Raw genomic sequence first — 17,323 nt, 5'->3', positions numbered from 1 at the left:
GAGATCACTCATGATGCGTCAGACCGCACTTGCCTTTGCATTGGCCTGCAGCGTGGCCACCGCCGCCGCGCAGGTTCCACCGCCGCCTGCGACGCCGGCCGCCGCGCGGGCGCCGGCCGGCATGCCGCCACCGCCTCCCCCGATGCCGCCTGCGCCGCCGACGCCGGTTGCCGCCACGCCGGTGCAGCTCACCGGTACCGTGGAGCGCTTCCTGATCAATCCCAATGGCGAGGTGGATGGCCTGTGGTTGCGCGACGGCACCCAGGTTGGCATCGCGCCGCATCTGTCCGCTGAACTGCAGGCGGCGGTGCGCCGTGGCGATGCGGTCACCGTGCAGGGCTATCGCCTGGGCGATCTGCCGGTCCTACGGGCCAGCAGCATCCGTTCCACGCGCAGCAAGCGTGAGGTGGTGGATCGCCCGCCCATGGCCGGTGCCATGCCACCGGCGCCCCCCGCGCCACCGGCACCGGCCGCCTTGACGCCGCTGGAAGCGCAGGGCCGCATCGAGCGCCTGGTCTACGGGCCGGGTGGCGAGGTCAACGGTGCGTTGCTGAGCGATGGCACCGTGGTACGGATGCCGCCGCATCTGGCGCTGCAGTTCGCCGAGCTGCTGCGCATCGGCGCGCCCCTGAGCGTGCGTGGCTTCGGGGTGGCCAACGCTGCCGGGCGCTCGATCGAGGCCACCGGGCTGGGCCGCGACCGCGCCTCGCAGCGTGCCTTGTTCAGCCCCCCGCGGCCGGATGGTCCGCTGCCGCCTGCGGTGCCACCGGCACCGGCCGTGCCGCTGCCGCGCTGACCGTGTGTCGGTGGCCAATGCCACACAGACGCGCCCGCCCGCACTGACGTTTACGCGCACCTTCGCCCTGCCCAAGGCAGGGCGAAGGGCGCGGCTTGCCGGCATTGGCCGGTCCTCTCTTGTTGGAGTTCAACCATGCATTGGGTCGATCCTGATTTTCTTCCCGAAACCCGCGGCACTCTGGCGCGGTTCCTGCTCAATCCCAAGGCCGATATCGATGGCCTGTTGCTGACCGACGGCACCGAAGTGCATACCCCACCGCACCTGTCGGCGGCCCTGCTCAAGGCGCTCAAGCCGGGCAGCGCGCTGAGCGTGCGTGGGCTCAAGCCGCGCGATGTGGACATGCTGGTGGCGCTGGCGATCGACCCTACGGGCGGCAAGCGCATCGTCGATGAGGGCCCGCACGGGCCGCATGCCAAACCCAAGCCGCCGGCCGGCAAGCCTCCCAAGCTGCCCAAGCCGCAATTTACCCAGCACGCCGGCACCATCGCGCGGCTGTTGCACGGCCCGCACGGGCAGGTGCATGGCGTGCTGCTCGATGACGAGGTGACGGTGCGGTTTCCGCCGCATGCCGGCGCCCAGTTCGCCAAGCAATTGGTGGTCGGCAAATCGCTGGTCGCCGAAGGCGATACCAAGGCAACCCCGCACGGCCTGTTGATCCATGCCCATGCCTTGGGCAGCAAGGCGGCGACGCTGAAGCAAATCGCGCATCCGCCGCACGGCCCTGCACACAAACCCAAGCCCAAGCCCAAGCATTAGGAGCCGGACATGCAGCCACCGTGTGCGGTTGAGATGGTTGCCCTCTGGTCTGTCACGCACGCCGGCCTGTGTGCCGGCGTTGCATCGCATGGCGGAGCACTGCCATGCCGATGAGCCAGGCCAGACCGCGCGGTACGCGCGCACTGGAAGCGCTGCATTTCAGCGTGGCCGATGTGCAGGACGGGCTGGGGCCGTTTCTCAGCGTGTTTCTGCAGTCGAAAGGCTGGTCCGTGGCGGCGATCGGCACGGTGATGAGCGTGGGTGGCATCGCTGGCATGCTCGCCACCACGCCGGCCGGCGCGCTGGTCGATGCCACCCGGCGCAAGCGCGCGGTGGTGGTGATCGGCTGTCTGGCGATCCTGCTGGCCACCGCGTTGATCTGGCTGCGGCCCACCTCATCCGGTGTGGTCGCCGCGCAGATCGCTTCGGCACTTGCCGCAGCCGGCATCGGCCCGGCATTGACCGGGATCACCTTGGGGCTAGTGCACGCGCGCGGGTTCGACCATCAGCTGGCACGCAACCAGGTCGCCAACCATGCCGGCAACATGCTGGCCGCGGTGCTGGCCGGATGGTTAGGGTGGCGCTACGGATTTGCTGCGGTATTTGCGCTGACGGCGTTGTTCGGCGTGCTGGCACTGGCGGCAGTGCTGGCGATTCCGGCCGATGCCATCGATCACCGTGCCGCACGTGGCCTGCGCCATGCCGACGGCGCAGATGCGCCGGGCGGCTGGCGGGTCTTGCTGACCTGCCGCCCGCTGGCGGTGCTGGCCGTCACCTTGGGGCTGTTCCATCTGGGCAACGCCGCCATGCTGCCGCTCTACGGCATGGCGATCGTGGCGGCGCATGCCGGCGACCCCAGCGCGCTGACCGCCACCACGATCGTGGTGGCGCAGGCCACGATGGTGGTGGTGGCCTTGCTGGCGATGCGCTGGATCCGGGTGCACGGGCATTGGTGGGTGTTGTTGGTCGCCTTCATGGCCTTGCCGCTGCGGGCGCTGGTGGCCGCGTCGGTGATCCAGGGCTGGGGCGTGTTTCCAGTGCAGGTGCTGGATGGCCTGGGCGCCGGGCTGCAAAGTGTGGTGGTGCCGGCCCTGGTGGCGCGCCTGCTGCAGGGCACCGGCCGGGTCAATGTCGGCCAGGGTGCGGTGATGACGGTGCAGGGCATCGGCGCGGCGCTCAGCCCGGCGTTCGGGGGCTGGCTGGCGCATGCCTTCGGTTACCGCATCGCGTTCCTGTCGTTGGGCGCGATCGCCTTGCTGGCGGTAGCGCTATGGGCCGGCTGCCGCGGCATGTTGCAGGCGGCTAACGGACTGCAGCCGCAGGCCTGATGTGCTGGGCGCGACTGCTAGACGTGATGGTCGGTGGACGCTCGCTGTTGCTGGCGTCGTGCTGGCCGTCGGGACTACTGGCCACCGGTGAAGTTCCACTGCCGCCAGGCTTCGAACACCATTACCGCCACGGTGTTGGACAGATTCAGGCTGCGGTTGTCCGGGCGCATCGGCAGCCGTAGCCGGTGCTGCGGCGGGATCGACTCCAGCACCTCGGCCGGCAGGCCGCGTGTCTCCGGGCCAAACAGGAATGCATCGCCATCGGCGAAGTGCGGGCTGTCATACCGCACCGTGCTGCGCGTACTCAGCGCGAACACGCGACTGGGCGCGATCGCCGCCAGGGCGGTGGGCAAGTCTGCATGCACCTGCAACTGGGCATATTCGTGGTAATCCAGGCCGGCGCGCTTGAGCTGCTTGTCGCTGAGGTCGAAGCCGAGCGGCTCGATCAGGTGCAGGCGCGTGCCGGTATTGGCGCACAGGCGAATCACGTTGCCCGTATTGGGCGGAATTTCTGGTTGGAACAGGATGACGTCGAGGACGGGAGCTGGCATGCGCGCAAGTGTAGCGGTGCGCGCGGCTCACAGGCCTGTGGCGGCACCGATGAGCGCTTCCAGCTCGACCGGCGATGGCTGCAGCTGCGGCACCGGCAGCTTCACGATGGCTTCGCCCACCAGTGCGCCGATCGTGGCGGCAGCACGGCCGGCAGTGACCTGCGTGGTGGCGGTACGGTAGCCGATGCTCTCGGCGCGTTGCCCGGCCGACGGGCGCACCTGCACCGCTGCCAAGGTAACCACGCGCGGGCCGGCCGCTTCGGTGGCAAGGGCGGCCAGTTGCTCGGTGGAAGGGCGCACCTGCACGGCGGCAAGGGTGCGGATGGTGCTGGCGCGCTCCAGCGTCTGCTGGGTCACCTGGTCTGCGGACGGGCGCACCTGCACCGCGTCCAGCGTGGTCAGGTTGCTGGCCTGCGCGGCGCCGCTCAGGGAGGCAGCGGCGATCAGGGCGGCGGAGAGGGCGAGGCGCAGGGTCTGGGCGTTCATGGCGAGGTCTCTTGGCGTGGGTGATAATTGGTGTAGTAGTAATGTAGTACACCATCTAGGTATGCACAAGAACTTTGCTGCCGGATTGGTTTCTATTCAGCTATCAGTCAGCTATCGGTAGCTTGCTCCGAGAGGCAAGAGGTAGTGAGCAAACGGTGTGCCAACCACATGCAGTTGTTTCTAATGGATATTTTGTGATCTGCCGGGTGTCCGCGTCCGGACACCCGGACACGCTTGCGGGCAACCGACAACCGGACGTGCCCGCCACTGGGCACGCCGCGGCGGTTCCCGGTGGACTGAATGCGGTGTGTCGTAGGAGCAGTGGCATGCGCTGCGCGGCCAGCCGACTGCGGCACAATCCGGCTTTGCCCACAGGTGTGATGCCGTATGCGCGTGCTGATGCTGTCTGTCCTGGTTGCCACCACCACCGTCGCCTGTACCTGGGTGCCGATCGAACAAAGCGGCAAGACGGTGAGGGTTCTCCCGGCTGGCCAGGTGCCGGCCGGCTGCCAGCAGCAGGGCGAGGTGGTGGTGTCGGTCAAGAGCAAGGTCGGCTTCTACAACCGCAACCCGCTGCGCGTGCAGGAAGAACTGGAAACCCTGGCCCGCAACGAAGCGCCGGGCGCCAACGCCAATGCCGTGCAGGCGCAGGGCCAGCCGGCCGAGGGGAGCCAGCGCTTCAACGCCTTCCGCTGCCCGCCGCGCTGAACCGTTGGGCTGGGGCGGGGGCGATGTAATTGTAAAGATGCGGTAAAACCGGCCAGCAGCTAGACTAGCGCCCCCTCGCCTGACGCCATGGCGCTACTTCGATGCTCTTCCAGAATGTCTCCATCGCGGGACTGGCGCATATTGATGCGCCGCACACGCTGACTTCCAAGGAAATCAACGAGCGCCTGCAACCAACCTACGACCGCCTCGGGATCAAGACCGACGTGTTGGGCGACGTTGCCGGTATCCATGCACGGCGCTTGTGGGACCAGGATGTCCAGGCATCCGACGCCGCCACCCAGGCCGCGCGCAAGGCGCTGACCGATGCCGGCATCGGCATCGAGAAGATCGGCCTGCTGGTTAACACCTCGGTGAGCCGCGACTACCTGGAGCCGTCCACGGCCTCCATCGTGTCCGGCAATCTGGGCGTGGGCGACCACTGCGTCACCTTCGACGTGGCCAATGCCTGCCTGGCCTTCATCAACGGCATGGACATCGCCGCGCGCATGCTGGAGCGTGGCGAAATCGACTACGCCCTGATCGTCGACGGCGAGACCGCCAACCTGGTCTATGAAAAGACCCTCGAGCGCATGACCTCCCCGGATGTTACCGAAGAGGAATTCCGCAACGAATTGGCCGCTTTGACCCTGGGCTGCGGTGCCGCTGCCATGGTGATGGCGCGCTCGGAGCTGGTGCCGGACGCGCCGCGCTACAAGGGCGGCGTGACCCGCTCTGCCACCGAGTGGAACAAGCTGTGCCGGGGCAACCTGGACCGCATGGTCACCGACACCCGCCTGCTGCTGATCGAAGGCATCAAACTGGCGCAGAAGACCTTCCTGGCTGCCAAGCAGGTGCTGGGCTGGGCAGTGGACGAAGTGGACCAGTTCGTGATCCACCAGGTCAGCCGCCCGCACACCGCGTCATTCGTGAAGTCGTTCGGTATCGACCCGGCCAAGGTCATGACCATCTTCGGCGAGCACGGCAACATCGGACCGGCCTCGGTGCCGATCGTGCTGAGCAAGCTCAAGGAACTGGGCCGCCTGAAGAAGGGCGACCGCATCGCCCTGATGGGGATCGGCTCGGGCCTGAATTGCTCGATGGCCGAAGTGGTTTGGTGAAACCGCACGGCCATCCCAGAGATGGGATGGCCGCTTTCTAGCGAGCGGTTGCCACGTTCCATCCCACTCCAGGCGCTAACTGCGTTCATGGCAGTCTCGCCAAGTATGAGATTACCGTTTTTTCGACATGACGCTGGCATCATGTCGATTCCGTCGACATGAGCCCATCGCATGGATCCCCAGCGTCCGTATAACGACCTGCCGCCGTTGCCGCCTGCGGTGGAGCTTGAAACCCGGGGGTTGCTGAAGGCGTGTATTGAGGCGCACAAGGCATTGGCATCGCTTCGCCAGGCCACCGGACATTTGCCAAACCCGGCCGTGTTGATCAATACCATTCCCATCCTGGAAGCACAGGCGAGTTCGGAGATCGAGAACATCGTCACCACCACGGATGAGCTGTTTCGCTACGCCGAGCATCAAGACGCTGCCAATCCAGCAACGCGAGAAGCATTGCGCTATCGCACCGCGTTGCAGGAGGGCTTTATTTCGCTGCGTACGCGCCCGCTCTCCACCCGCACAGCAGAGATCGTGTGCACTCGCATCAAGAATGCACAAATGCAGGTGCGGCGTGTACCTGGCACGGCATTGGCCAATCAGCAGACCGGTGACGTGATCTATACGCCTCCAGTCGGCGAGGCGGTGTTACGCGAAAAGCTGGCCAATTGGGAGCGCTTCATCCATGAGACGCCCGAGATCGATCCATTGATTCGCATGGCAGTGGCGCACTATCAATTCGAGGCTATCCATCCGTTCACCGACGGCAATGGGCGTACTGGACGTGTGCTCAATCTCTTGATGCTGGTCGAGCAGGATCTGCTGGATCAACCTGTGCTGTACCTGTCGCGCTACATCATCGAACGCAAGGCGGATTACTACCGCTTGCTGTTGGCCGTCACGCGCGACGGCGCATGGGCCGAATGGGTTGCTTACATGCTGGATGCGGTTGCCGATACCGCACGCTGGACCGGCGCCAAGATTGAGGCCATTCGCCAACTGCATGAGCATGCATGTGAGTGGGTTCGTGCAGAGCGCCCGAAAACCTACAGCCGCGAACTGGTGGATGTGCTTTTCAGCCAACCTTACTGCCGCATTCAAAACGTCGTAGACGCCGGTATCGCCAAGCGCGAAACTGCGGCGCGTTATCTTCGCGACTTGGTGGATATCGGCGTACTGCACGAGCAGCGCATGGGGAAAGAGAAATTGTTCCTGCATCCGGCGTATCTGCGCCTGCTGTCCGACAATGCGCATGCAGCGCAGCGGTATACGTTGCCACAAAGAATTCAGCACTGATGCCGAGTAAGCAAAGCAGCGGGCTTGCATCGCCTGTCTTGCTGGAGCTTGCCGACATGCGCGAAGCCGTTGCTGTACATGTGCCAGGTCAGCGCCTGAGCCGTGCAGACCCTCTTGAAACACATCGGATACGTTTTTCATGAACTACCCCGGCTATCCCTTCACTCCCAAGCGCCTTGAGGTGCGTGCCGGCATTGCGATGTCGTATCTGGACGAAGGCCCGCGCGATGGCGAGGTTGTGCTCATGCTGCACGGCAATCCGTCGTGGAGCTATCTGTGGCGACATCTGGTGAGCGGCCTGTCCGACCGCTACCGCTGCATCGTGCCCGACCACATCGGCATGGGCCTGTCCGACAAGCCCGACGATGCGCCCGACGCGCAGCCGCGCTACGACTACACGTTACAGTCGCGCGTGGACGACCTGGACACGCTGTTGCGGCACCTGGGCATCACCGGCCCGGTCACGCTGGCGGTGCACGATTGGGGCGGCATGATCGGCTTCGGGTGGGCGCTGTCGCACCATGCGCAGGTCCGGCGGCTGGTCATCACCAACACCGCAGCCTTCCCGCTGCCGGCGGAAAAGCCGATGCCGTGGCAGATCGCGATGGGCCGGCATTGGCGCCCTGGCGAATGGTTCATCCGCACCTTCAATGCGTTTTCGTCCGGCGCCTCGTGGCTGGGCGTGTCGCGGCGCATGCCCGCGGCGGTACGGCGTGCCTACGTGGCGCCCTATAACAGCTGGCGCAACCGCATCTCCACCATCCGCTTCATGCAGGACATCCCGCTGTCGCCGGCCGACAAGGGCTGGTCGTTGCTGGAACGCTCGGCACAGGTGCTGCCGTCGTTCGCCGACCGCCCGGCCTTCATCGCCTGGGGCCTGCGCGATATCTGCTTCGACAAGCACTTCCTGGCCGGCTTCCGCCGCGCGCTGCCGCAGGCCGAAGTCACCGCGTTCGACGATGCGAACCACTACGTGCTGGAAGACAAGCACGAGGTGCTGGTGCCAGCGATTCGTGCATTTTTGGAGCGTCATCGGCTTTAGCTTGGTAAAGTAATTCTCAAATTTCCGCCAGGCCAATGTGGCTCACTGGTCAGACCCTGAAGTTTTGGAGTATGAAGTGCTAATCTCAAGACTCAAATTAAAGAACTGGCGCAATTTTCGTGAAGCTGATGTCGGGCTGTCTCCGCGTGCTTTTCTGATTGGGGCGAACGCTTCAGGAAAGTCGAATCTCTTGGACGTTTTCAGGTTCTTGAGAACGGTTGCTCAGGTTGAAGGTGGAGGGCTGCAAAAAGCACTCAAAGAGCGTGGATTCATGTCCAAGCTCCGGAGCCTGCACGCGAGACGGGATCCTGAAGTTAGTATTGAGTTGGAAATTTCAGAATCACTTGATCCCGGAGCAAAACAATGGACCTATATGCTTGCTTTCAAGGCTGAAGGCAAGGGTGCGCAGCGTGTTTTCATCACGCGAGAAGTGGTCACATGTAATGGTGAAGAAATAATATCTCGACCTGATTTAAATGACTCCTCTGATGAGGTTCGTTTGACGCAAACCCACATGGAGCAGATCAATAACAATGCCAGATTCCGTGAATTAGCTGAATTCTTTGGGTCTACTACATATCTTCATCTAGTGCCTCAACTCTTGAAATTTGGTGAAGAGATAAGCGGAAGAATGATAGAGAGCGATCCCTTTGGCCAGGGCTTGTTGCAGCGGATAGCAAGGACTCCCCAGAAGACTCAGGCGGCTCGTTTAAAACGGATTGCCGAAGCTCTAAAAGTTGCTGTTCCTCAATTTTCGCAGCTTCAGTTTAAAAAGGATGAGGTTACTGGAGCACCTCATCTCGAAGCTCGCTTTGACCATTGGAGAGTCAACGGCGCTTGGCAAAGGGAAGAGCAGTTTTCTGATGGGACATTGCGGCTTATTGGTTTGCTCTGGGCATTACAAGAAGGCGATGGAATGCTCTTGTTGGAAGAGCCGGAGCTATCACTGAATGATGCAATTGTTGAGTATATCCCTCTGATGATTGATAGGGTTTTGCGAAGCAGGAAGAAAGCGGCCCGCCAAGTTATAGTAACCACGCATAGCGACAACTTGATAGCTGCAGTGAGCGATCCAGGATGGGTACTTTTGCTTGAAATTGGAGAAAATGGGACAAAGATTCGTGAGCCTAATGAAGAAGAAGTTGTAGCGATGGAAAATGGTCTGAATCCGGCTGAAGTTCTTCTTCCTAAGACAAGGCCTGAACGCATCGAACAGATGGGTTTGTTCTGATGTCAGCGTTCTATGTTATAGGCGAAGATGCACTTACATGCGCCCTCGGCTCTAGGTTGGTTGAAGATGTAGGGCAGTGCACACTGGCATTGCCTGTAATAAATACGAATGGGGTAACTAAACTTCAAGCTGGATTGAGGCGATATTTTGGCCTTGTTAGTGTTTTCCCTGTTTTGTGCATTGCTGACACTGATGGCAAGTGCGTGGTTGAAATGATTAGGCGCTGGGTCCCTCATGGTGTGCCGCATGAATTTTTGTTGCGATTCGCTGTTGCTGAGGCAGAAAGCTGGCTGCTAGCAGATTCGGAAGCTTTTGCAGACTTTCTCCATGTATCTCGGTCGCGAATGCCGAAGTCATCCGATGATTTAATCGATCCAAAAAGAAAGATTGTAAGCTTGGCGTCAAAATCTTCAAAGCGTTTGATAAGACAAGAAATGGTCTCGGAACGAGATAGCACTAAGCCAGGATCAGGCTACAACGTCCACCTATGCGAGTTTGCGGCACAACATTGGAGACCTCTGGTAGCTGCAAGAGTTTCTCCAAGCCTAAGTCGCGCAGTCGCAAGCATCAATGAGTTGATAAGTTGAATTATTCCTATTCGATCGGCAACCGGTTGCGTTGTGCCTCGTCCACACCGTCCCAGTCGGCCTCGGTCAACGCATGCAGGCCATGCGCCAGGCGCGATTTGTCGCACTGCGCGCTGCGCTGGCCGAATTCCAGCGAAGCCGGTACCGCTGCGCAGGAGGAGGGGCGGCGGTCGTGAATGCTGCAGCGGCTGTAGCGGCCGATGTCGGCGTCCAGCGCGATACAGCGCGGCTGCGCTTGCGAGGTGCCGCGCATCACCCGTTCGTGGGTGCGTAGCGCGTCGGTCAATTCGACCGGCACTCTGCCGCCCAAGGCGGGATCGGCTTCGCTCCAGTGGAAGCTGACGCGGAAATAGGCGCAGCAAGCGCCGCAGGTAAGGCAGGGGTGTGCCATGGCATGCCGGGCCTTGCGCGGCAAAACGAGCGTAGGGAGCGCGGCATTCTGACCGAATTGCGCCTCGAAACAAGAGCGTGCGGTGCAACGCCATGAGCGGTTCACGCGGCCGGTGCGCAACCAACGACGTCGATCCAGGCCACGCGCCGGCAATGGGACACGGACGCGCTGGTGCAGTTGCCCGTGCATCACTCCATGCGCGGCGCGTTATCCGCGATAATCACCCAATGACCAGCCTCTGCAATATCGCGGCCACGCTGCCGCAGCTGGCGCGCGAGCGCCCCGATCAGATCGCCATCCGCTGCCCGGGACGCCGTGGCGCCAATGGGTTCGCGGCCTACGATGTGACCCTGAGTTATGCCGAACTGGACGCGCGCAGCGATGCGATTGCGGCCGGGCTGGCAGTGCATGGCATCGGCCGCGGCATGCGCGCGGTGGTGATGGTGCGGCCGTCGCCGGAGTTCTTCCTGCTGATGTTCGCGTTATTCAAGGCCGGTGCGGTGCCGGTGCTGGTGGACCCGGGCATCGACAAGCGCGCCCTCAAACAGTGTCTGGACGAAGCGCAGCCGCAGGCGTTCATCGGCATTCCACTGGCGCAGCTGGCACGCCGGTTGCTGCGCTGGGCGCGTTCTGCCAAGCAGATCGTCACCGTTGGCGGCCGGTACGGCTGGGGCGGGGTGACCCTGGCGCGGGTGGAGCGCGATGGGGCGGGCGCCGGGAGCCAGCTGGCCGACACCGCGCCGGACGATGTGGCCGCGATCCTGTTCACCAGCGGCTCCACTGGCGTGCCCAAGGGTGTGGTGTACCGGCACCGGCATTTTGTCGGACAGATCGAGCTGCTGCGCAATGCGTTCGACATGCAGCCTGGCGGTGTGGACCTACCGACGTTTCCGCCGTTCGCCTTGTTCGACCCGGCGCTGGGCTTGACTTCGGTGATTCCGGACATGGACCCGACCCGCCCGGCCACCGCGGACCCGCGCAAGCTGCACGATGCAATCGCCCGCTTCGGTGTCACCCAGTTGTTCGGCTCGCCCGCATTGATGCGCGTGCTGGCCGATGATGGGCAGCCGCTCCCCAACGTGCGCCTGGTCACCTCGGCCGGTGCGCCGGTGCCACCGGATGTGGTGGCGAAGATCCGCGCACTGCTGCCGGCCGATGCGCAGTTCTGGACGCCGTACGGCGCGACCGAATGCCTGCCGGTGGCGGCAATCGAAGGCCGCACCCTGGACGCCACGCGCGCGGCCACCGAGGCTGGTGCGGGCACCTGCGTGGGCCAGGTGGTCGCGCCGAATGAGGTGCGCATCATTGCCATCGACGATGCGGCGATTGCCGAGTGGAGTGGCGTGCGCGTGCTGGCGGTGGGCGAGGTGGGCGAGATCACCGTCGCCGGGCCCACCACTACCGATACCTACTTCAATCGCGATGCGGCCACCCGTAGCGCCAAGATCCGCGAGCGCTGCGACGATGGCAGCGAGCGCGTCGTACACCGCATGGGCGATGTCGGCTATTTCGATGCCCAGGGCCAGTTGTGGTTCTGCGGTCGCAAGACCCACCGCGTGGAAACCGCCAGCGGCCCGCTGTACACCGAACAGGTGGAGCCGGTGTTCAACGTGCATGCGCAGGTGCGTCGTACCGCCTTGGTCGGCGTGGGCGCGGTTGGACAACAACAGCCGGTGCTGTGCGTCGAGTTGCAGCCGGGCGTGTCGGCGTCGGCCTTTGCGCAGGTGCAAACTGCATTGCGTGCACTGGGCGCGGCGCACCCGCACACCGCCGGCATCGCGCGTTTCCTTCGGCATCCCGGTTTTCCGGTGGATATCCGCCATAACGCCAAGATCGGCCGCGAGAGGTTGGCGGTGTGGGCGGCGCAACAACGTGGATGACGGTCTGCAGCAAGTCAATCAGATGCGTGTCGGTGGGCTATTCGCCAAGGCGATGGCGGCCGGCTATGGTGTGCTCCCTCGAACGAACGGAGCGGCGCGATGAAGGTATTGGTGACCGGCGGTGGCGGCTTCCTTGGCCAGGCGTTGTGCCGTGGCCTGCGCGCGCGCGGGCATGAGGTGGTGAGTTTCCAGCGCGGCGATTACCCGGTGCTGCAGACACTGGGCGTGGGTCAGATCCGGGGCGACCTGGCCGATCCGCAGGCGGTGCGACATGCCTTCGGCGGGATCGATGCGGTGTTTCACAACGCGGCCAAGGCCGGTGCGTGGGGCAGCTACGACAGCTATCACCAGGCCAACGTGGTGGGCACGCAGAACGTGCTCGATGCCTGCCGCGCCAATGGCGTGCCTCGGCTGATCTATACGTCCACGCCCAGCGTCACCCATCGCGCCACCAATCCGGTGGAAGGGCTGGATGCCGACGAAGTGCCGTATGGCGAAGACCTGCGCGCCGCATATGCCGCCACCAAGGCGATCGCCGAGCGTGCGGTGCTGGCAGCCAACGACGCGCAGCTGGCGACGGTGGCGTTGCGCCCGCGCCTGATATGGGGGCCAGGCGACAATCATCTGCTTCCGCGTCTTGCTGCGCGCGCACGTGCCGGGCGGCTGCGCATGGTGGGTGATGGCAGCAATCTGGTGGACAGCACGTACATCGACAACGCGGCGCAGGCGCACTTCGCTGCGTTCGAGCATCTGGCGCCGGGCGCTGCCTGCGCCGGCAAGGCGTACTTCATTTCCAACGGCGAACCGCTGCCGATGCGCGAGTTGCTCAACCGCCTGCTGGCGGCCGTGGATGCACCGGCGGTGACGCGTGCGCTCTCGTTCAAGACCGCCTATCGGATCGGTGCGGTGTGCGAGACGGTGTGGCCACTGTTGCGTCTGCCAGGCGAGGTGCCGCTGACGCGGTTCCTGGTGGAACAGCTGTGCACGCCGCATTGGTACAGCATGGAACCGGCGCGCCGTGACTTTGGCTATGTGCCGCAGATCAGCATCGAAGAAGGGCTCAACCGCCTGCGATCCTCATCTTCCAACGACATCGCCATCACCCGATAAAGACCGGCATATCCACAAGATACGTCTGCGCCGATTCGGCACGACAACTTCTGGAATCATTGCCATGCTGCATTACGCCATCATCTTCTTCGTCATCGCCATCATTGCCGCTGTGCTGGGCTTCAGCGGCATCGCCGGTGCGGCGACCAACATCGCCTGGATCCTGTTCGTGGTGTTCCTGATCCTGGCGGTGATCTCGATGTTCCGTCGCGGCAAGGTATAACGCCGCACGCACGATACGTCCCGGCAGCGGCGCTGCCGGCCGGCGCGCAGATGGCCCGCTTCCGCAAGGAGGCGGGCCATCTGCGTTATGGCGTTATTCGCGCTGTTTGATGCCTGTCACAGACGTTTTCTCAGCGATTGCATTTGTTGGAGTAGGCCCGTGTGGTGGGGCGGGCAGCGCGTGCGCAACGGCGCTGCGCTCATCGGCGTGTGTCCACCGCACTACGCAGCAGTTGATCGTCGTCATGGCGTTGCAGTGCCAGGTCGATCAACCGGGTAATCAGGCTCCGATAGTCCAGTCCGCTTGCCTCCCATAGCTTCGGATACATGCTGATGCGGGTGAAGCCGGGCAAGGTGTTGACCTCGTTGATCACGATGCGCCCGTCTGCACACAGGAACACGTCCACCCGCGCCATGCCGGCGCAGTCCAGCGCCTGGTAGGCCTGTACCGCGATCTGCTGGATTCGGTGCTGGGTGGGCGCATCGATGTCGGCCGGAATCACCAGGTCGGCCCCGTGCTCGCTGATGTATTTGGTCTCGTACGAATAAAATGCATCGTGCACCACCACCTCGCCGCACACACTCGCCTGCGCTACGGCATTGCCGAGTACAGCGCATTCGATCTCGCGGCCGGCCACGGCCGCTTCCACCAGCACCTTGTGGTCGTAGGACAGTGCCAGCGCCACTGCCGCTGCAAACGCGTCTGCGCTGCGCACCTGGCTGACCCCGACCGACGAGCCCTGGTTGGCCGGTTTGACGAACAGCGGCAATCCCAATTGCGCGATCAGCGCCTGCGCATCGACATGCTTGGCGGTGTGGCGGGTGAGGCAGACGCCCGGCGCCACCGCCAGCCCGGCCTCGCGCAGCACGCGCTTGGCCATGTCCTTGTCCATCGCAACCGCCGAGCCGAGCACGCCGGAGCCGACGAAGGGCAGGTTGGCCATGCGCAGCAGTCCCTGCAGCGAGCCGTCTTCGCCCAGGGTGCCGTGCACGATCGGAAACACCACATCGATCTGTGCCAGCGCCTGTTCGCTGTCCACCGGACGCAGCTGCGCCGTGTCGGCGCCTGGCAGCACGGCCACCGCGCGTCCACTGCAATGCAGGGCGATCTTGCCAGGGTCGTCTGCATCGAGCAGAAAGCCTTCCGGTGCGCTCAGATGCCACTGGCCCTGCTTGTCGATGCCGATCAACACCGGTTCGAAGCGCTGCGGGTCCAGCGCCTGCAGGATATTGCGCGCCGATTGCAGCGAGACCTCGTGCTCAGCCGATTTGCCGCCGAAGATGATACCGACCCGGATCTTGCGCATTGCCTGTTCCTGCCATCGCTGAGGGAAGCGGCAGGATGCCGCGCGGGAGCAGCGCACGGAAGCCTGCAGGCAGTTGTGCTGGTGCTTCGGCAACGCGCAACAGCGACAGGCAGACCGCCATCAGGCGGCTGCGACATGCGGTGGCGGTAGAATGCCTGTATGCCCGGATCACTTTTCAACTCACTCAAGCCGCTCGCCGGCCAGGCCCTGCAGGCCGCGCTCAACCGCGCGCTGGCGCTGGACCCGGATACCCGCGACGCCCTGCTGCCGCTGGAAGGCCAGCGGATTGCGCTGACCCTGGACGCGCCCGCCCTGGCCCTGCAGATCCGCGTGCACGAACGCCGGCTGCTGGTGGGGCCGGTGGACCCGGCGCAGGAACCGGATCTGGCGGTGCGCAGCAGCCTGGCCGGCTTGCTCGGGCAATTGCCGTTCCTGGCCAAAGCGCGCCGCAGCGGTGCGCCGGCAGGGCGGCTCAAGGTCTCCGGCGATGCGGAACTGGCGCGCCAGCTGCAGCAGCTGGCCGGGCGCTTCGATCCGGATTGGCAGCTGCCGTTCGTGGCGGTGTTCGGGCAGATTCTGGGCGTGCAGATTGCCGCTGCGGTCCGCACGGCGCTGCAGCAGGCCCGCCGCAGCGCATCGGATCTGGCGCATAGCGCGGCCGAATTCGTCACCGAAGAATCGCGTGATGTGGTGCCGCGTGCCGAGCTGGACGCCTTCCACGATGACGTGGACGAGCTGCGCGACGCTGTCGAACGCCTGGCTGCGCGTGTCGCCCGCCTGCGCGCTGCCGGAGGCGCGGCATGAAGGCGATCCTGCGGGCCAGCCGCATCGGCCGGGTGATCCTGCGCTACCGGTTGGACGCCTTGCTCGAAGGCACTCCGGCCGAGCGCTGGCTGCGCCTGGCCAAACCGTTCGTGCCGCGCGCCAGCGCCGAAATCGCCGCGCAATCGCGCGGTGCGCGGCTACGCTTGGCCTTGCAGGAGCTGGGGCCGATCTTCGTCAAGTTCGGGCAGATCCTTTCGACCCGGCGCGATCTGATTCCGGCCGACGTGGCCGAAGAACTCACCTTGCTGCAGGACCGGGTCAAGCCGTTCGACGGTGAGGCTGCGCGTCTGATCGTCGAACGTGCGCTCGGCCTGCCGGTCAGTGTGGCGTTCGCCTCCTTCGACACGGTGCCGCTGGCGTCTGCCTCCATCGCGCAGGTGCATGCGGCCACGCTGCCGGCCGATGCCAACGGCGTGGGTCGCGCAGTGGTGGTCAAGGTGCTGCGCCCGGACATCGAGCGCCAGATCGATGCCGATATCGCGCTGCTGCACTCGCTGGCCACGCTGGTCGAACGCACCCACCCGCGTGCGGACAAGATCCGCCCGCGCGAGGTGGTGGCCGAGATCGAAGGCACCCTGTCTGCCGAACTCGATCTGCAGCGCGAAGGCGCAAACGCCAGCGTGCTGCGCCGGTTCTGGGAAGGCTCGGACGATCTGTACGTGCCGGAAGTGATCTGGTCGCACACCGCCGAGCGTGCGCTCACATTAGAGCGCGTGTACGGCATTCCCTCCGACGATATCGTCAAGCTCGACGCCGCCGGCATCGATCGAAAGGCGCTGGCGGCCAAGGGCGTGCGCGTGTTCTACACCCAGGTGTTCCGCGACAACTTTTTCCATGCCGATGCGCATGCCGGCAACATCTGGGTCGATGCGGACCCGGAGCGCCGTCTCAACCCGCGCTTCATCGCGCTGGATTTCGGCATCATGGGTCAGCTCTCGCAGGAAGATCAGTACTACCTGGCCGAGAACTTCATGGCGATCTTCCACAAGGATTACCGCCGCATGGCCGAGTTGCACGTAGAGGCGGGCTGGATGCCCTCGAACGTGCGCATCGACGAACTGGAAGCAGCTGCACGTTCGGTATGCGAGCCGTACTTCACCCGCCCGCTGTCGGAAATCTCGTTGGCGCAGGTGCTCATCAAGCTGTTCCGCGTCGCGCAGCGCTACGAGCTGACCCTGCAGCCACAGCTGATCCTGCTGCAGAAGACCCTGCTCAACATCGAAGGGGTGGGCCGGCAGCTCGACCCCAAGCTGGATATCTGGGCGGTGGCGCGCCCGGTGCTCGAACGCATCCTGCGCGAGCGCTACAGCCCGCGCCGCATGCTCGGCGAATTGGGCAAGCGGCTCCCGGAACTCATGACCCACGCGCCGGACATGCCGCGCCTGGTGCACAGCTGGCTGAAGCAGCAGGTGGAAGGCCGCCATCAGCTGGAGATCCGCTCTACCGAGCTGCGCGCGCTGGAGTTGAGCCTGCGCAAGCTGCAGACCCGCGTGGTCACCGCCATCACTGGCAGCGGGTTGCTGGTGGTCGCCGCGGTGCTGTACGGCCTGCATCCGGACGGTTGGTACCTGGGCACGATACCGGTATGGAGCTGGATCAGCGGCGGCGCCGGCACGGCCGCGTTGCTGGTGGCCTGGCTGCGTCGCTAGGTCGCGTATTCCCTGCGCCACACGGCCCATCGACGCTGCCCGA

At 64.3% G+C, this 17,323-nt stretch carries 17 protein-coding genes; 13 read left to right on the top strand and 4 right to left on the bottom strand.

Going from position 1 to position 17,323, the window contains the following annotated elements; all coding sequences use genetic code 11:
• The first annotated feature begins 10 nt into the window (after nt 1-10).
• The 3 genes from XcuCFBP2542_RS01965 (at nt 11) to XcuCFBP2542_RS01955 (ending at nt 2,883) form a co-directional block, all read left to right on the top strand.
• Nucleotides 11-796, top strand: coding sequence for a hypothetical protein (locus XcuCFBP2542_RS01965; RefSeq protein ID WP_104601939.1), 786 nt, complete (start codon nt 11-13; stop codon nt 794-796).
• A 135-nt stretch (nt 797-931) separates the two neighbouring features.
• The gene (locus XcuCFBP2542_RS01960) at nt 932-1,555 is read left to right on the top strand and encodes a hypothetical protein (RefSeq protein ID WP_104601938.1); all 624 of its coding nucleotides are present in this window, start codon (nt 932-934) and stop codon (nt 1,553-1,555) included.
• 104 nt (nt 1,556-1,659) lie between these two features.
• On the top strand, nt 1,660-2,883 hold the full coding sequence (locus XcuCFBP2542_RS01955; RefSeq protein ID WP_104601937.1) for an MFS transporter: 1,224 nt from the start codon (nt 1,660-1,662) through the stop codon (nt 2,881-2,883).
• 74 nt (nt 2,884-2,957) lie between these two features.
• On the opposite strand, the gene XcuCFBP2542_RS01950 is transcribed toward XcuCFBP2542_RS01955, so the two are convergent.
• Both XcuCFBP2542_RS01950 and XcuCFBP2542_RS01945 read right to left on the bottom strand, forming a co-directional pair.
• A complete protein-coding gene (locus XcuCFBP2542_RS01950; RefSeq protein ID WP_104601936.1) occupies nt 2,958-3,434 on the bottom strand; it encodes a tRNA (cytidine(34)-2'-O)-methyltransferase in 477 nt (158 codons plus the stop codon).
• A 27-nt stretch (nt 3,435-3,461) separates the two neighbouring features.
• Entirely contained in the window at nt 3,462-3,920 is a 459-nt protein-coding gene (locus XcuCFBP2542_RS01945) for an XAC0231 family protein (RefSeq protein WP_104601935.1), read from the bottom strand.
• Between the two features lie 387 nt (nt 3,921-4,307).
• On the opposite strand from XcuCFBP2542_RS01945, the gene XcuCFBP2542_RS01940 reads away from it, so the two are divergent.
• From XcuCFBP2542_RS01940 to XcuCFBP2542_RS01920, 5 genes are all read left to right on the top strand, one after another.
• Nucleotides 4,308-4,628: a DUF4156 domain-containing protein gene (locus XcuCFBP2542_RS01940; RefSeq protein WP_104601934.1), complete on the top strand. Its 321-nt coding sequence runs from the start codon at nt 4,308-4,310 to the stop codon at nt 4,626-4,628.
• A 101-nt stretch (nt 4,629-4,729) separates the two neighbouring features.
• Entirely contained in the window at nt 4,730-5,746 is a 1,017-nt protein-coding gene (locus tag XcuCFBP2542_RS01935; protein WP_029218373.1) for a 3-oxoacyl-ACP synthase III, read from the top strand.
• Between the two features lie 171 nt (nt 5,747-5,917).
• A complete protein-coding gene (fic, locus tag XcuCFBP2542_RS01930; protein ID WP_104601933.1) occupies nt 5,918-7,036 on the top strand; it encodes a protein adenylyltransferase Fic in 1,119 nt (372 codons plus the stop codon).
• A gap of 139 nt (nt 7,037-7,175) precedes the next feature.
• On the top strand, nt 7,176-8,078 hold the full coding sequence (locus XcuCFBP2542_RS01925; RefSeq protein ID WP_104601932.1) for an alpha/beta fold hydrolase: 903 nt from the start codon (nt 7,176-7,178) through the stop codon (nt 8,076-8,078).
• 76 nt (nt 8,079-8,154) lie between these two features.
• Complete coding sequence (locus XcuCFBP2542_RS01920; protein WP_104602015.1) at nt 8,155-9,309, top strand: AAA family ATPase; 1,155 nt, start codon at nt 8,155-8,157, stop codon at nt 9,307-9,309.
• A 594-nt stretch (nt 9,310-9,903) separates the two neighbouring features.
• Here the strand turns inward: XcuCFBP2542_RS01920 and XcuCFBP2542_RS01915 are convergent.
• Nucleotides 9,904-10,287 (bottom strand): YkgJ family cysteine cluster protein, encoded by a 384-nt coding sequence (locus XcuCFBP2542_RS01915; RefSeq protein WP_104602014.1) that lies wholly within the window; start codon nt 10,285-10,287, stop codon nt 9,904-9,906.
• A 227-nt stretch (nt 10,288-10,514) separates the two neighbouring features.
• Between XcuCFBP2542_RS01915 and oleC the strand changes: the two genes are divergently transcribed.
• The 3 genes from oleC to XcuCFBP2542_RS01900 all read left to right on the top strand — a co-directional run bounded on the left by oleC (nt 10,515) and on the right by XcuCFBP2542_RS01900 (nt 13,500).
• On the top strand, nt 10,515-12,167 hold the full coding sequence (gene oleC / locus XcuCFBP2542_RS01910; RefSeq protein ID WP_104601931.1) for an olefin beta-lactone synthetase: 1,653 nt from the start codon (nt 10,515-10,517) through the stop codon (nt 12,165-12,167).
• Between the two features lie 99 nt (nt 12,168-12,266).
• Entirely contained in the window at nt 12,267-13,277 is a 1,011-nt protein-coding gene (oleD, locus tag XcuCFBP2542_RS01905; protein ID WP_104601930.1) for a 2-alkyl-3-oxoalkanoate reductase, read from the top strand.
• A 64-nt stretch (nt 13,278-13,341) separates the two neighbouring features.
• Nucleotides 13,342-13,500 (top strand): DUF1328 domain-containing protein, encoded by a 159-nt coding sequence (locus XcuCFBP2542_RS01900; protein WP_003468167.1) that lies wholly within the window; start codon nt 13,342-13,344, stop codon nt 13,498-13,500.
• 199 nt (nt 13,501-13,699) lie between these two features.
• Here the strand turns inward: XcuCFBP2542_RS01900 and ddlA are convergent, their stop codons facing one another.
• Nucleotides 13,700-14,806 carry a D-alanine--D-alanine ligase gene (gene ddlA / locus XcuCFBP2542_RS01895; RefSeq protein ID WP_104601929.1) on the bottom strand — a complete coding sequence of 369 codons (1,107 nt, stop codon included), beginning with the start codon at nt 14,804-14,806 and terminating at the stop codon, nt 13,700-13,702.
• Between the two features lie 159 nt (nt 14,807-14,965).
• On the opposite strand from ddlA, the gene XcuCFBP2542_RS01890 reads away from it, so the two are divergent.
• Nucleotides 14,966-15,610, top strand: a complete 645-nt coding sequence (locus XcuCFBP2542_RS01890; protein WP_104601928.1) for a ubiquinone biosynthesis accessory factor UbiJ — start codon at nt 14,966-14,968, stop codon at nt 15,608-15,610.
• Nucleotides 15,607-17,280, top strand: coding sequence for a ubiquinone biosynthesis regulatory protein kinase UbiB (gene ubiB, locus XcuCFBP2542_RS01885; protein WP_104601927.1), 1,674 nt, complete (start codon nt 15,607-15,609; stop codon nt 17,278-17,280). The genes XcuCFBP2542_RS01890 and ubiB overlap by 4 nt, the downstream gene beginning before the upstream one ends.
• Nucleotides 17,281-17,323 lie beyond the last annotated feature (43 nt).

The organism is Xanthomonas cucurbitae (genome assembly GCF_002939885.1).
GTDB classification, from domain to species: domain Bacteria; phylum Pseudomonadota; class Gammaproteobacteria; order Xanthomonadales; family Xanthomonadaceae; genus Xanthomonas; species Xanthomonas cucurbitae.
This window is presented reverse-complemented; position numbering and strand designations above follow the sequence as displayed.